Here is a 13,814-nt window from a genome sequence, read left to right as displayed (position 1 = left end):
AAAAGGCCAAGGCTGAGTGGCTGAAGCCTGGGCTGGTCGGACGCGTTCGGTTCCTCAAGGGCGAGGAAAAGCTACGCCACGCCACGCTGAAGGATTTCTGGGATCAGTGATAGCGTTCGCCGGCTCAACTAACTTGCAATCAGCTCTTACACGATAGACCCGGATGAGGAATATAATCCTGAGGTTGCGGCGATATGCTTTCTGGTGGCAGCGGAAGCGCTGCACCTAAGCATTATCAAGCCGTTTATCTCGCCGCACTGCGACCACTACCGAGCAACGCGTGTCCTGTATGAGGTGCTGTTGAAGACCGTCCGGGCAGTGACTGGCAAGGAAGTCGAGTTCATCAGGTGGAACACGACTGGACCCGTGGAGCTCCGACTTGATGGGGACGCGGCCCGGCGCGAAGGTGGCCACCCACGCACAGTCCTAATTCTCCGCATGACTGAACACGACAGCGCCGTTTTCCTTGCGAACCTCGACTGAAACGACACCATCGTCACCCTTTCGGGCCGGGAACATGGAGATCGCGTGATCCTTCGCCATCTTCTCAGCGTCGAAGGTCTCCTTGTCGACAATGCCCTGTCTTCCGTACCAAATGACAGTGTAGGCCATTTTTTTGCTCACCATACGTCCGGCTAGAACATATACCAGTCCAGCCTATTTCGCAGCCATGTAGGAGCCACTATGACGCGCGAAGCGCTTCGCCAGTGTAGGAGGGCGGACACAGGAACGCGCGCTGGCCGGTTTCCGCGATCGATAAATGCCCGGCGCCAAGTAAATGCATGTCTGCTAATATGAGCCATCTCGCACACATTCACGCGTGACGAATATAGGAGATGCAAACATGGAGATGATTTCATCACGATGTTGTAGCCGATCACTGCTCCTTCTACTCGGTCTAACAGGCGCAGCAGTCTTTGGAGGTTGGACATCCACGCAAGCGGCTCAGAAGAACACATCGTGCGCGTGAAATCCCACCCACTACCCCGTTCCGCGGCACAGTCATCCCAATGCCTAGGCTGTCACGGTCGCTAGGGCAAAAATGGCAGCTGGCTTAAGCAGCGGGCCGGTTGTGTCGGCCTTTTCCCCGAACCCGAACCGACGGTGCCACTTACGCCAAACGGTGTGCACTACGTGTGGACTTGGGACGAAGATGGCATCATCGACGTTTAAGTCAGCGACCCAGGCGGCATCACGTTCGCTAACCGGCTGACGCTCCGAAGAAGAAGTGAACACGTAGGGTCGGGCCGGCACCTATGAAAATACGCCGAGCGCCATGCGATACTATTCCTGTAAGTCGGAAGATGCCAAAACTGTCATCAGGCTGCTTGCCGATCTGGCCGAAAATAATCTGCCGCGAGAACCGCCGTTGGGAATGCTCCGGCGACCCTGAGGCTGGGCCTTTGGACCAGCATCAACTAACCGTAGCTCTGGTAAATTTCGGTCGAAATTGGCGTTATCTTCTGACGTCCGGGAACATAATGATTGTCGCGCCATCTTCGGGGTCGAGCGGCTCGTGCCATGCCTGTGCATGCCATAGAACCTGGCGCAGGTTGCGCTGGTCGACCGACTGCCCGCAGTAGGGACAGGAGTAGAAGTGATCTACCTCTCGTGCCGTTTTCCTGCCGTGTCGCTTGCCGGGAATAAGCGGGCCAAGGTCTGAAAGCTTGGTCATAGTGCGTCAACCAGTTTCATCGATCAGCGCCTTTTTCCTCTTGGGCGGGACGTGGCTGTGAACCAGCCGCACCTTGTCCAGATCAACAGTGACCATTGTACCAAGCGTGACCGTGACCGTGTCACCGTCGATCCGCGTGACGTCGCCGGTTAGCTCGATCTGCTGACCCTTCACCACCTTAGTGGCCGGATCGACAATCGAATGGGGAAAATTGTAGCTCGGGATCGAGACGCTTAGGCGGTCTTCGGTGACGCGCTTAAGCACCGTCGCCATTATTGCCACCTCGTCGCCGACCTTGATGCTGAATGCAAGGATTCTGGTGCGGCATCCAACGGCGTCAAGGATTAGCGGAAGCTAATTAATCTCTGCCGACCGCGAACTTGAAAACATCTCGCCGTCCCTGGTCCACCACGCGGAACCAATGAGCCTGCACAGTTCTGACGACGAACGGTCCGGTCATAACTTTGCTGACAGCCTCCAAAGCTGTCGCGCCGTGGGCAATGTGCCGAGCTACAACTTCGTCACCCTGCATTTCATCGATATGGTACTTTGTCGTCATGGGCTCCTCGCCGGTGCCGAGCCCTAAACGTCATTGATCAGCGCAAGTTCCTCGCGGCTCAATTGCCCCCGCAAGCGCGGCCCTTTTTAAGAAACCCTCAGCGCAGATCGGCGGCGAGCTTCTGGCCTTTAGGTACCGTCGCAAGTGTCACTGTCCTTTCGCTATCGCATATGACGCAGCGTCGGCGATATCGCGTAAAATCCGAAGTGGTCCCCCAACGCCCCAGTGGTTTGCGCGGCGTGCGCGTGAGAACCGAGGCGCTGTCGCAAACGGCACCGGGATGGCTTAACGTTATGCAGCACCCTCACAGTTTGAATATTGAATTATGCGCCCTTGGTGGCGCGGCGCTTTGAAAGCGCCCGCCACAAGCCCGCCTCTTCCTGTGTCGCGTCATCAAAAACTTGGAAGGTTTCCGCAGCCAGGTATTCTCGTTGCTCGCAGTCTTTTTTGGCCAGGCGACGTTCTTCGCACAGCCGGTCAAACACGCGCTGGAGCATGTCCAGATCAGCGGGGCAATAGACACCACTGCAACGCGCTAACGACATGGCCGGCGCCCTAAAGCGAGCCTTATTAGCATTATCTCATACAACCGGTTTTGTTGCGACGGGTTTCGTTAGGACAATCCGATTTCCAGGGACCACGCTTACCCCTCTTGCCGGCGTTGGGGCCAGGAGTTATTACCGCGCATGCTCATCCTGCCGAAACGCAAAACTCCGCCGAACTAGTCGGCCTGATTCTTCTTGTGCAATTCAACTTGCATCCAAGGCTCCCACCGTCCAGATCGTAGACGTTGCCACTGTCCGTTCGCGGACTGACCGTCTTGAGCGATACGCCCCCTGAACCGTTGCGTTTCGCTCACTGATTCCCAGTTACCTTCGTTGAGGGTCATACGCGCATCGAGGATGTGCCCATTGCTGTCATAGCTGCGGGTTGCGAACTCCCCAGGGCGTCCTGATGGCGAAATAATTTCCAGTCCGGTCATTTCGCCGTCCTTAAGTACGGCGTGAACATCGTGGAGGAGGAACCGGTTGCCGGGCATCCAACGATACACATCTTCGGCGTGCGATAAGGTGCCGTCGTCATCGCTTCCCAACATCTTGATGGTCGTGTTCCAACCTCCAACGAGGACATCCAGAGTCGCGAGATTTGAGATGTCAGCACCGTCTTCCTGCCTGCCGTCTGGGTCATGCCGTAGGACCCTGGCCAAATTGGAAAGCATCTCTTCCCAAATTGCTTGTGCATCGTCGGGACCCGCGCCTCGCTCAACGAAGTCCAATCGTGTTTTCCGACCATCTGGAACGATCGTCACGTCGATTTGAGCTTCGCCCGCGAAGTGCTTGGGCACCATTAGGCTGAAGGCCAGCCGCCGCGGTCGTTCGACCACGGAGTAATTTCCGTTGTGTGCGATCACTTTTCCTGACGAATACTCAGTTATCGAGTAGGACCCTCCAGGTACAGGACTCGTCAGCGCGGTAATATCGTTGCTAGGCGACTTGAAGAACCATCGCTCCATCATGTTGGGGACGACCCACGCATCAAAGACTGCCTCAGGCGTCGCATCCAGATGTACGGAAACTCTAGCTCGTACATCAGAGGCGACCATCGCATACATCTCCTCTACAACCTGCTTCTTCGATTGAGTGGTTCACAGCGACTAATTTTCGTGAGGCATCCATCCAATCCGTGGTGTACTCAGGTTTGCTGACCGTCGATCTCATGACAAATCTCCATGCTTTCCGCCAAGCGTACAGAAATTCGTATTGGGTACGACACGCGCCGCGCTAGATTCAAACGGAAACACTACCCGAAAATGGGTGGTACTGACACATTCGCGAGGCCAGCTAAGCCTACGCAAATGCGGCCGTCCCTTGTGCTTGTGCTTGAAGACGGAGTTCGGTCAGGTTGGGACCTGGAGGTCTCGCTGGCGGAAGCCCGATCTCTCGCCGCGGCGCAAGGTCATGCGCCGAAGCCGTCGATTTCCTAGATAGTTGCCGGCCGGATGTCGCAGTTCTAGACATTCTCCTTAGCGATCGCCAGTGCATTGATGTCGCAAAGAAACTTCACGCAGATGACGTTACTTCGCTTTACATTCGGCTTAGCACCGACAGAGATCGACGGCGCTTTCCGATCGGGTACGTTCCTAGTCAAGCCTGCGGGAGCGCTCGAAATCGTCGCGGCGGTCACGAAATGGGCCGCCGGAGACCAACGAAGGAACAATTTTAGCGAGCGATAATTTCATAGGTCAGTTAGCCAAGGGAGGCTCTCTTGACCGAACGACGGATCGACAAAGAGCGCATCGAGCGCGCTGATCGAGAGGCTAAGTTATTAATCGAGGCGGGGACGAAATCACGAAATGCAAAGACGGAGCGCTTGCGGGGCGCTACCTCTTTTAGGGCAAAAACCGACGGAGAGGCCGGCTCCGGTTAAAAGGCGGCCGCCGGCGAAAAAGCGGTCCCGGAAAAATATCGAAGTCGACTAAGGCCGGATCCCCCCTAGGAACTTTGGGTGCAACTCATGCCGGGCCTGCCCGACAGCGGTGGCCCAACTCGGACCGATAACGCAGGAGACCTGGCAGTCCAATCGAGGGAGATTGAACTGCCGGCCTCCTTACCGACGGCATGGATGCCGCCAGGTGGGTCAAAAATGCACAGACCTATAGTTAGCCGGCATCATTCGAATGGTGGGCGTCGATTATACTTTTCGCTGACCTGCGGCGCCAGATTCTCTTATCGGTGCGCGGCAGCCAACATCTGCGGAGCCGGCTAGCGATGGAGTGCCTTCGATGGAAAAGACAATGCCGGCATCCTCAAGCGCTTGGCGCATGGCGGTGATGTTGTGGGGACGCGGTTTCCTAAAGCCGTTCTCAAAGTCCCTGATCGTCATTTCGCTAGATTGGCCTTGGCCGCCAGTCGCACTCGCGACCAGTTCAGTAGGGCTCGTGCTGCTTTCGATTGATCTGCTGACAGAAGATTTCTGTTCATAAGGACCTGAACATTCAATAGGGCTAAAATGTTCCCGCGACTTGGCGTGAAGTGGCCATCCAGAGAGCGCTTCTTTAGGGCAGCGCGAGGCGCGGGCGATTGCAATTCCTTATCTCGGAACTTGCTGTTCGGGGCATATCCGTTGATGCAGGATGAGGAACAGCAACTCATTTCCCTTCTGGATCTCGACGCTGTGCGCGATGCCTTCAAGAAGTCTGTCCACGAAACGATGTCTCGCCTGCCGAATCGGGCAACCATGCCCAATGCTTCATTCAGCAACTTACGGTTCACAACCCTTGGGAGGTGGCGGTTAGCCAGGTCACCGAATCGCCGGACGACGAGCCAGCCATAGGCCCGCAAAATCCCACTTGATCGAACGATTTCGATAGCCTTATAAAAAGCGACGTTACCCTTGCTTTCGGGAGGCTTGCGATGGATAACGTGGTCCCGCTCCGCAATGTGTCGGCCCGTGTCGAAGTGGCGGAAGTCTCTGGCGAATGGCTCGTTCGCGTCACCGAAAACGACCAAGAACTTACCCGATCATTTGACGTGGAAGAATATGCGCTGTCCTTTGCGGAAGGTCAGCGTATCCGGCTAGGGCTAGATGAGGTCATGCGGCTTTAGGGCGCTCTACGTCTGTGTGGAAACCAGGCATCAACGCAGCCTTGTTGCCTCAAGTCATCCACCGTTGGGCCGCCAGATTTTATGTTCCATGCAGAGTAAACCGCGGAATTGATCTATCCTGCGGGTGTGATGGCGCCACCCCGGCGCCATGCTGGTGCCGGTTTTTCAGGTAGCGCGCAAAGATCGACAGCTTCTTTTCATAACCTATGCGCACCATGGCTTTGCAGCTGTCGCATCTGAAGCTTCCGATTGTGCGGAGCCAGGAACCAGGCCTTGCCATAGGGGATGAGCAGGCCGGACAGTGGAACTCCATCGTCACGTCGCTCAATTCATCGCACAACGGCATTCCGAAGTTCTCCCAACCCATGTGTTTCCGAACTCACCGCCGGCGGGATGGTTCCTGACGACGGACTTCAGTCGCAGGCTGATCGGACCGAAGGCCCATTCTTACTCGCGCGGCCCTGAAGTCGAAGCTCTCGAGGGAACTTAATTCAGGAAAGACGCTTACTAGCCGATGGGCACACAGGGCGTTGAAATCTTCGCCAAACCGGTCTCACCGGACCATCTATCCGATGATCCGTTGGTGGCGCCCCATATATCAAACGGGATTTTGAAGGCGGCTGAGAACTCCAAGGCGGCCACCAAGTCAGGACCGGCTGAGGCGACTGAAGCGAACAAGAACCCTCTAGTACGCAAGATCCTGACAGCCTGCCGCAGTGACTATTTCCCCGTCCTTTTACTCCTTGCGGGCTATACGCTGGTTGCCTTCGGTGCGGCTCTCATCCTGCTTGTATGGTTGATCGCGCATCGTGCCTAGCAACCGCAAGCCGCAAAATAGAGATGCCACAAATCCACGCTTCAAGAGGGACTTTCCGGCCCGCATTTGTCCACCGCGATAATAGCACCACGCCGCCGACGGCCCTGTCATTTGCCCATTGTCAACCTATAATGCTTGCTCTTGATGCCCAAGAGACCCTGAACCCGCCCAGCTGCTTCGCCTAAGGCTCTTAGCGCATTGAAGAATGTCGCTCCCCCGGTAAAGGGCGCGAGCAACAATAGAACCAACCCCGAAAGTAGTTTGAAAAGCGCGGACAGAGGCGCACGGATCCATTTCGACCCGCGTCGACGATCGGATTTGTCGGATAAGGAAACAAGGGCGTGGTCGCGCGCTCGTTTTATCTGATACCATGGCGACAACCTCGCGCGAACAATCTGCTCACAAACGACTGCCTCGGGCGCCCACCCCGTTTTGGCGCCAACTCTCCATGCGTCACGTAGAAAACGCGTATCTTCTCCTCCGGTTAAATTATAGCGCTCATCGAATCGGAGGTTTTCCTTTCGAACAAAAGGCAGGCTGGCAAGCCAGTTGTTCGTTGACAGGACAATCTGTGCCTCTTGGCCGCTGGCTTTCCTAGCGGCGCATGTTTGCTCCACCTGCTGAACGCGCGACGACAGACCTTTCCAAACGACCCGATTCCAGAAGGTCAATGGGAGCGGGTCGGGAAATGCCCTGATCGGTCCTCCGACAATGTCGTATTGGCCGCGATGTTGTTCCGCCAAGAGTTCGAGAATCCAGCGGGGCGTGACGAGCTCGTCATCATCAACGAACGCAAGGCCCTCGAAATCCGAATCGGTAGCAAAGTCGAGAGCGGCGTTGCGCGCATAAACAATGCCCAGGCGGGGTTCGACGAGGTGGTGAATCTCGATGTGGGCACAGGTTGACGCAAATCGCTCCACTGCTTGCCGCAAGACTTCGCCATTGCCATTCTCGACAAGGATTATTGCTAACTCAAGGTCCGCCTCGATCTCGAGGCGACCAATCGAGTCGAGTAATTCCGAAACCATCCTCGGTCGATCTCTTGAGGCGATGCCGATATAAACGCGGGTCATGGCCTTAGCACGCGGTTCGCGGATCATCGCCTTGCCATCAACGATATCTGCGAGTCGGGACCCGGCTCATAATGAAAATGACCTCTGGCGACAGTTCCATAATTCAACAGCTTGACGGTGAAGTTTTCTGCGAGTTCCTCGACAAGCATGCCGCCCAACTGAAGCGTCCAATTGGCGCCCGGACATCGGTGGTGATCCAGTCCAAGCGGGGCATAGGACGCACTTGAGAATTTTCGGTCGACGAAACGGTCAGGCTTGAAGACATCCGGGTCGACGAACCGGGTCGCGTCCCTGTGCGCTTCCCATATGCAGATTCTGACCCGACTGCGCCTGGGAACAAGGAAGCCTTCAAAAACGATCGACGTCGTGGCAGTTCGAAGGATAAACTCGCTTTGCTGCATACGAAGAGTTTCGGAAACGGCTGATTTCGCCATCATCTCGCGTCGCGCAGCGTCGGGTTCGACCGCTATCGAATTCAGGTAATTTTCCTCGCCAGCCAGTTCGAGAAGTATCCAACGCCACAATCCGTGAAAATCATAACGAGCAAATTCGGTCATGTGTATTAAGTTGCCGACGACCGTGTCATCGAGCATCTGGGATCGTACCATGCATTCCAGCAGGCTCGAAGGCGGCCCTTCCGCCTCCTTCAGGTCATTCGCCAATGTAAGCACCAACTCTCTGATACGCGCGTACTTCGCGTGCTCGGTGGGCGTAATGACAATATGCATGCCATTTGGGGCGTAATCATTGAACGCGTCTGTTAGTTCACGAGCGATGCTGGATCCGTCTTTGGCGCCCAGGACGATCTGCAACATCACCGCCGTCGACGCCTGCTTAAGAATTTGGGCTGCTGCAGCCGACTGCACTCGGCCTTCGCCGGTGGTCAGTTGGGTCAGGCGGCCGTGAAGGATAGCCCGAAGCTCTGCGCTGCGACCTTCAAGGGAAACGGCTCGAAAAGCAGCTAAAAACATGCGCCGATAATCAACGTGTGTCTCTCCTTCCATTGCTCTTAAGAAGCCCTCAGGAAAGATCGGGGTCATATCGATAGTTGCGGCGCGCAGCTTGGCCTTGTTCTCCGTCAGAAACCTCAAGCCTAGTTCATGCCCGACAATGCAGGTCGTGAGCTTTCCACCCGACCAAGTGGTGAAGATGTTGCCATATTGGCGGTGCAGTTCCAAAAGATGAAACTGGTCACGTGGCGACCCGGTGCTCTCTGAAATGATGCTTCCAGGAGCCAGTCGGCTGGATGTGAACATTCCCTGCAGTCGGGCTTGGCCTAGCTTGCTGGCGATTTTGAAGCGGTCTACTAGATGTCTCTTCGCAGCGCCCATTAATGTCATCCCCTGGATTATCGGTGCGCGTTCCCTCAATCGAGACCGACCTTTGGTGTCATCCACTCCATTTGCAGCGCATTAGCTCTGACTCATTTTAGCATAGCTCGCGGCCTTGCTCGCTTCCTACCAATGGCTACAATCCCGACTGGCTCGCAATGGACCTTTGGCGCGCAGAAGCGCGATCAGCCTGAAATCTCTCCCCACAGATTTTGCGCCCTTTTTGCAACTTCCGGTTTTGAGGGTTTTGAAAATGAACCTACGATATCGGCTAAGGATCAAGCTGACCGCTCTCTTTCCAATTGCTAAACGAACGGCGACAGGGTTAGTTCAGACCGATGAGCGAAAAAACGCAGCGGGTGCGCCATGGCTGTGACGCGCCACCATTGTCGCACCATCGCACTTAATCGGGCATTGTGCGCTTTCCTATGCGAATACTGGCACCGTCTTTTGTGAAGTTGCTTTCGACGCCGACCGCCAAAGAGCGCAAACGCATACTTGCCTCCATGTCCGGCGGGCCGTTCACGTCGAAAACGACACGGCCCGACCGTTTTTTGGACCTGGATGCTGCCATCTTATTGGCCGCTCGGCGCCTGCCGATGGACAAGGAAATCACCGTTCACGATATGGCGGCGTCTGACGGTATTACGTCGCTGGACCTGTTCAACAGGTTAAGCCGTGAGCGGCCTGTTAGGTTAACGGCAAGCGACTATTACAATGAGATCAGCGCGGTCCCCAGAGGAATTTTTTGGGTCTTCTATGACAGCGACCACGTTCTCCTTCAGGTCGCGCTTGGTGCGATCGCACTGACCAACAAGCCAGCAAATGAGTTTTTGGCCTGGTTGTTGTCGCCGAGCCTTGCGAGGGCGACGTCCGTGTCACTTTTCCATCCCGAGGTCATCGCAAAGACTAAAACTGACGGCCGCTTTATGGCAACCAGGGATGATTTCTTTTCACCCTCGCCAGGGCGGTATGATGTCGTGCGCGTGATGAACGCCCTTGGTGCGAGGAACTTTCCTCGTCTTCAAATCGAACGCGCGCTCAGGGCCGTGACAAAGACCGTCGCCGATGGCGGTTTGCTGGTTTTGGGTCGAAGTGCTGATGAACTCGATGGCAGTCCGCAGGCCACGATCTTCCAGCGGCTCCGACATGAATTCATCGCTGTGACGGATATGGCGGGCGGCTACGAACTAAGGGATTTCGTGTTAAAGCTCAGGGCTGACATGTAATTGGACAGGCTGCGTTCGCCTTGGCGGTTTGTGACCGTGATTCGTATTGAAATCATGTGCATTTCGATGAATGCCAAGCTCTCAGATCGCTCGCTACTCCAGGAGGGGCAATTTTCTGACCATGAACTCTTCAAAACCGTTTGCTGCGACCTCATTTGCAATCGAGCTGGAGGTACGCCGGGATCACGCGGATGGGGGCTTTACTTGCAAACTGGAAGCTTCTTCAAGGCCGCCTTCGCTTCCGCCTCGGTTTTATACGTGGCCTTGGTAAGGGCTATGACCAAGGTTCCGTCAGGCTTCTTCGGGACCACCTCGCAGTGCTTCGAAACGGCATCCTTGGCCAGCCAATATTGAGCCGTGTCTCCAAATGCCGAACCTGAAAACTGAATGACCAGCGCTGCCGCAGTTGCGATTTGGCGTAACATTTCTATGCTCCTTATCGCATTAGAACGTTCGGATTTGAGCTTCTGTTCCCTGGACTTATCGCGCGTTCACGCACGCCACGTGGACGCCGCTTGCGCCGTGTGCTTTCGCTCGACCAACCCTTAGCGACGCGCAGACGCCGGAAAGAGGTCGCGAGATAAACAAATTGCGGTCCTTGCTCTGTCGATCGACGAAAATCGCAGCCATGTTGCGACCGAGGCAACTCGGTGGTCCCGAACCGGTCTGTCGCGCTGTCTTAACGATCCTGCTCAAACCAAGTTGTCGTGCTGCCACCGGGATGAGTTACCCTGATCCATTCGCCCATGTCAGGCTCATCGCCGAACGGGATTGTCACTGGCCCCCATACCTTGGCAGCCTCAACAACGTTTTCAGCCAGTATTACGGCACGTTTCACCGCTTTGCCGTCGCATATCAACTCAACGGTGAACCTCTGCATCATGCCTCCCGGCGCGATCCTATTCCTAACCAGTTCGAAGCGAAGACTCACGGCTGGTCCCCCCGGCAAGCGATCGCGAGCCGCCCCTGCTTAGTTTCCGAGGTGGAACGTCGCCGCGCTACGCAAGTTGTAAGCGAGCACATTCACCCTGGAGGACATCCTATGCCCAAGCGTCGAGAGCAAGAGACAAAGCTGACACCCGCCGAGGCGACGGACCGAATCTGGAAACTCGCCGAGGAAATCGACGTTTGTATGTTTGTCACGTGGGACGGCCAATACAATCGTGCGCGTCCGCTCTCCGCACGCGCCTCCCGAGAAGAAAATGCGATCCATTTCCTCGTCAACGACGACAGCGAGAAGAACAAGCAGCTTGCGACCTACCCAAAAGTGACATTGGCCTGGAGTGACAGCAGCCACTACAAATACGTCACCATCTCCGGCTCCGCGGTGGTGACCAATGACAGAAAGAAAATTACCGATCTCTGGGAGAAAACCGACGCGGCTTGGTGGGACAACGCTGACGATCCCGAAATCCGACTGATAACTGTCAAACCTGACGAAGGCGAGTTGTGGGATAGCCCCGGCTTGGTCGTTGCTACGACGAAAATGGTATTCGCCGCTGTCACGGGCTCGAAGCCAGACGTTGGCGACAACGTCAAAGTCGATCTCTGATTGTTCAGCCTATCCTCGGCCATTGCCGGCACCAGAGCACCAACCCGGCGACAAAAGCACAAGCATATCGGAGGCCCTCCAGCGCCTTGACTTTGGCGTTCTCCCGTTCGGCGATTTGGTGGTCCATTCAGGAGGCGCCGCCAGCCGGGCACACTCCAACCTTGTAGCGGCGATGAAGTGCGCTGTCATTGATTGGAGGTGTTCACTCGTGAGATCACCAACGCGTGGCAAGACCAGGTCGCGAGCTCCCTGAAAAGGACGAAGTCATCTCCCCCGGGGCCTTGAAGCGGCCAAGGAGGCCGCGGCGGCGGCAGAGCACCGGGCCAAGCGTCGAACAGGACCGACGGCGGAGGCTGCGTCAACGGAACTTCCCCTTTGGAATGTCATTATCAGGCTGACGCGCAAAGGATTTGAATATGGTACTGGTGGAAATACTGCTCCCTTTGAGTGACAATTCCGGGACACCTTTCCCAACGACGCTCTACCGTGAAGTCCAAGAACGACTCGCCGAGAAATTTGGCGGTGCGACCGCTTACATGCGTTCGCCGGCCAATGGCTTGTGGCGCGAAGGCCGCGGCAGCAGTCACCAAGATGAGGTCGTATTGTTCGAGGTCATGGCCGAGACTCTGGAAGCCACATATTGGCAAACAGTGAAGGGGAAGCTCGCCGAGGAATTCCGCCAGAACGATATTGTCGTGAGGGCGACCAACATAACGCGCCTATAGAACCTTCGACGGTGCGCTTGTTTGATGGATGGGGAGTATTGGTAAACAAGATCAAATAGTTATCGGAGTTCGTGTGCACATATTGCACACGAAAATTCTGCTTCTCTTGCATTTTCGCTCTTGCGATGCGGCAGCCGAGAGATCTCCCGAGGCGGATTTCTCCGCCCGCGCTTGTTGGAAGGTTGGGCGACTGCTTTGCGCCCGAGCCCGTTCGACTTCGGCAATGCCGATCTTTGGGCCGAATAGTTCGGGCCACTCTGGCTTCAGCCCCCACTTCTCGCGATATTCATTGGGGGCCAGGCGGTAGTGGCGGCAAGATGATGCTTCAGGGGCAACCTGCGCCTGCGTCCAGATCGCCCCCACACGTTCGCCAGCGAACTTTCCATGCCGAGGCGGCCAATATCTCTTCTCGAACGCTCTTCAAGGGTCATAGACTTGGTCAAAGAGTGAATTGCGAGGCTTCGGTCGATGTCGGCCTTTCTATTCGGGTCGATGTTGGCCATCCTAAAGGCCCTTTCAAGTCATAAAGGCACCAGGAAAATGGGTGAACTCTATGTGATGCGCACCTCCGTTGCCGTGGTTGTCGAAAGAGAGCGCGCCGGTCGAACTGTTGTAGATGATATGGTCGCTACCATCATGCGTGCCCATGCCGGCGGCGAGGGCGCCATTCGGCGGAGCGCCGGTGTGAAGCCCCAAAGCGTGGTCGAGATGAAACTTTTGTTGGGAGACGCTGAAGTCCACAGGGCGGTCGGCACTCCGGGCCGTAAGAGCAGCTGTATCGAATGCGAAGGCATCGCCGCTGGCATCGGCCAGTGAGGCGAGTCCTATGCCCCCGCCGACACCGGCCGACTCTGTCGTCCAGTGGCTGGCATTGGCGACATGATGGACGCCGTCGGTTCCGTGGATCAAATCGGCACCGTCAGAATCATGATGTCTACCATCGCTGGAATTGGCGACAACTGGAGTGCTCGGTGTACTAGCGGTGCCAGGGCTGCCGTGGGTACCGGAGGTATTGGTAGGAGTACTAGGAGTACTAGAGGTACTAGAGGTACTAGAGGTACTAGCGGTCCCAGAGATGCTCGGGGGAGGGATGGTGGGGGCGCTTGCGGCGCTGCTGAGATTATGTTGCTGAAATAAGGCCTGCAGCGCCGGCGAGTCGCCAAGCGCGGTATCGCCCTGTTGAGAGCCCCAGGCATAGGCATAGTCGAAGGCGGGCGATGGCGCTACCTTGGCCCAGTGGTCCAGCAT

The 13,814-nt window shown here is 56.2% G+C and carries 14 protein-coding genes and 3 pseudogenes; 7 read left to right on the top strand and 10 right to left on the bottom strand.

Features of this window, described 5'->3' with window-relative positions; genetic code table 11:
- Both FJV80_RS35525 and FJV80_RS35520 read left to right on the top strand, forming a co-directional pair.
- A pseudogene (locus FJV80_RS35525) lies at positions 1 to 110 on the top strand (ATP-dependent DNA ligase); the annotation flags it as partial.
- A 43-nt stretch (positions 111 to 153) separates the two neighbouring features.
- A pseudogene (locus FJV80_RS35520) lies at positions 154 to 369 on the top strand (hypothetical protein); the annotation flags it as partial.
- Positions 370 to 426: 57 nt separating this feature from the next.
- Here FJV80_RS35520 and FJV80_RS33780 read toward each other — a convergent pair.
- The 6 genes from FJV80_RS33780 to FJV80_RS33750 form a co-directional block, all read right to left on the bottom strand.
- Positions 427 to 612 carry a hypothetical protein gene (locus FJV80_RS33780; RefSeq protein WP_142878453.1) on the bottom strand — a complete coding sequence of 62 codons (186 nt, stop codon included), beginning with the start codon at positions 610 to 612 and terminating at the stop codon, positions 427 to 429.
- A gap of 844 nt (positions 613 to 1,456) precedes the next feature.
- Positions 1,457 to 1,675, bottom strand: a complete 219-nt coding sequence (locus tag FJV80_RS33770; protein WP_095789545.1) for a hypothetical protein — start codon at positions 1,673 to 1,675, stop codon at positions 1,457 to 1,459.
- A gap of 6 nt (positions 1,676 to 1,681) precedes the next feature.
- Complete coding sequence (locus FJV80_RS33765) at positions 1,682 to 1,948, bottom strand: hypothetical protein (protein WP_095789546.1); 267 nt, start codon at positions 1,946 to 1,948, stop codon at positions 1,682 to 1,684.
- Positions 1,949 to 2,033: 85 nt separating this feature from the next.
- Entirely contained in the window at positions 2,034 to 2,234 is a 201-nt protein-coding gene (locus FJV80_RS33760; protein ID WP_095789547.1) for a hypothetical protein, read from the bottom strand.
- Between the two features lie 323 nt (positions 2,235 to 2,557).
- A complete protein-coding gene (locus tag FJV80_RS34800; protein WP_179296034.1) occupies positions 2,558 to 2,731 on the bottom strand; it encodes an RNA-binding protein in 174 nt (57 codons plus the stop codon).
- Between the two features lie 224 nt (positions 2,732 to 2,955).
- A complete protein-coding gene (locus FJV80_RS33750) occupies positions 2,956 to 3,837 on the bottom strand; it encodes an SRPBCC domain-containing protein (protein ID WP_185973336.1) in 882 nt (293 codons plus the stop codon).
- A gap of 1,810 nt (positions 3,838 to 5,647) precedes the next feature.
- Between FJV80_RS33750 and FJV80_RS33740 the strand changes: the two genes are divergently transcribed.
- Both FJV80_RS33740 and FJV80_RS33730 read left to right on the top strand, forming a co-directional pair.
- On the top strand, positions 5,648 to 5,839 hold the full coding sequence (locus tag FJV80_RS33740) for a hypothetical protein (RefSeq protein ID WP_095789551.1): 192 nt from the start codon (positions 5,648 to 5,650) through the stop codon (positions 5,837 to 5,839).
- Positions 5,840 to 6,353: 514 nt separating this feature from the next.
- On the top strand, positions 6,354 to 6,656 hold the full coding sequence (locus tag FJV80_RS33730; RefSeq protein WP_095789552.1) for a hypothetical protein: 303 nt from the start codon (positions 6,354 to 6,356) through the stop codon (positions 6,654 to 6,656).
- A 107-nt stretch (positions 6,657 to 6,763) separates the two neighbouring features.
- Here the strand turns inward: FJV80_RS33730 and FJV80_RS33725 are convergent, their stop codons facing one another.
- Together FJV80_RS33725 and FJV80_RS33720 are read right to left on the bottom strand one after the other, a co-directional pair.
- A complete protein-coding gene (locus FJV80_RS33725) occupies positions 6,764 to 7,756 on the bottom strand; it encodes a glycosyltransferase family A protein (protein ID WP_095789553.1) in 993 nt (330 codons plus the stop codon).
- Complete coding sequence (locus FJV80_RS33720) at positions 7,753 to 9,060, bottom strand: cytochrome P450 (protein ID WP_179296036.1); 1,308 nt, start codon at positions 9,058 to 9,060, stop codon at positions 7,753 to 7,755. The genes FJV80_RS33725 and FJV80_RS33720 overlap by 4 nt, the downstream gene beginning before the upstream one ends.
- Positions 9,061 to 9,512: 452 nt before the next feature.
- Here FJV80_RS33720 and FJV80_RS33715 point away from each other — a divergent pair, with 452 nt between their 5' ends.
- Positions 9,513 to 10,289 (top strand): hypothetical protein, encoded by a 777-nt coding sequence (locus FJV80_RS33715; protein WP_142878450.1) that lies wholly within the window; start codon positions 9,513 to 9,515, stop codon positions 10,287 to 10,289.
- A 200-nt stretch (positions 10,290 to 10,489) separates the two neighbouring features.
- On the opposite strand, the gene FJV80_RS33710 is transcribed toward FJV80_RS33715, so the two are convergent.
- Entirely contained in the window at positions 10,490 to 10,714 is a 225-nt protein-coding gene (locus tag FJV80_RS33710; protein ID WP_095774490.1) for a hypothetical protein, read from the bottom strand.
- Positions 10,715 to 11,010: 296 nt separating this feature from the next.
- On the opposite strand from FJV80_RS33710, the gene FJV80_RS35515 reads away from it, so the two are divergent.
- Together FJV80_RS35515 and FJV80_RS33695 are read left to right on the top strand one after the other, a co-directional pair.
- Positions 11,011 to 11,841: a pyridoxamine 5'-phosphate oxidase family protein gene (locus tag FJV80_RS35515; RefSeq protein ID WP_246689111.1), complete on the top strand. Its 831-nt coding sequence runs from the start codon at positions 11,011 to 11,013 to the stop codon at positions 11,839 to 11,841.
- Between the two features lie 416 nt (positions 11,842 to 12,257).
- Positions 12,258 to 12,566: a hypothetical protein gene (locus tag FJV80_RS33695; RefSeq protein ID WP_095774488.1), complete on the top strand. Its 309-nt coding sequence runs from the start codon at positions 12,258 to 12,260 to the stop codon at positions 12,564 to 12,566.
- 516 nt (positions 12,567 to 13,082) lie between these two features.
- Here FJV80_RS33695 and FJV80_RS33685 read toward each other — a convergent pair.
- Positions 13,083 to 13,814: pseudogene (locus FJV80_RS33685) on the bottom strand (calcium-binding protein); the annotation flags it as partial.

It is taken from the genome of Mesorhizobium sp. WSM4310 (assembly GCF_007003935.1).
Taxonomy (GTDB): Bacteria; Pseudomonadota; Alphaproteobacteria; order Rhizobiales; family Rhizobiaceae; genus Mesorhizobium.
The sequence above is the reverse complement of the archived record's forward strand: the minus strand, read 5'-3'. Positions and strand labels throughout refer to the sequence as shown.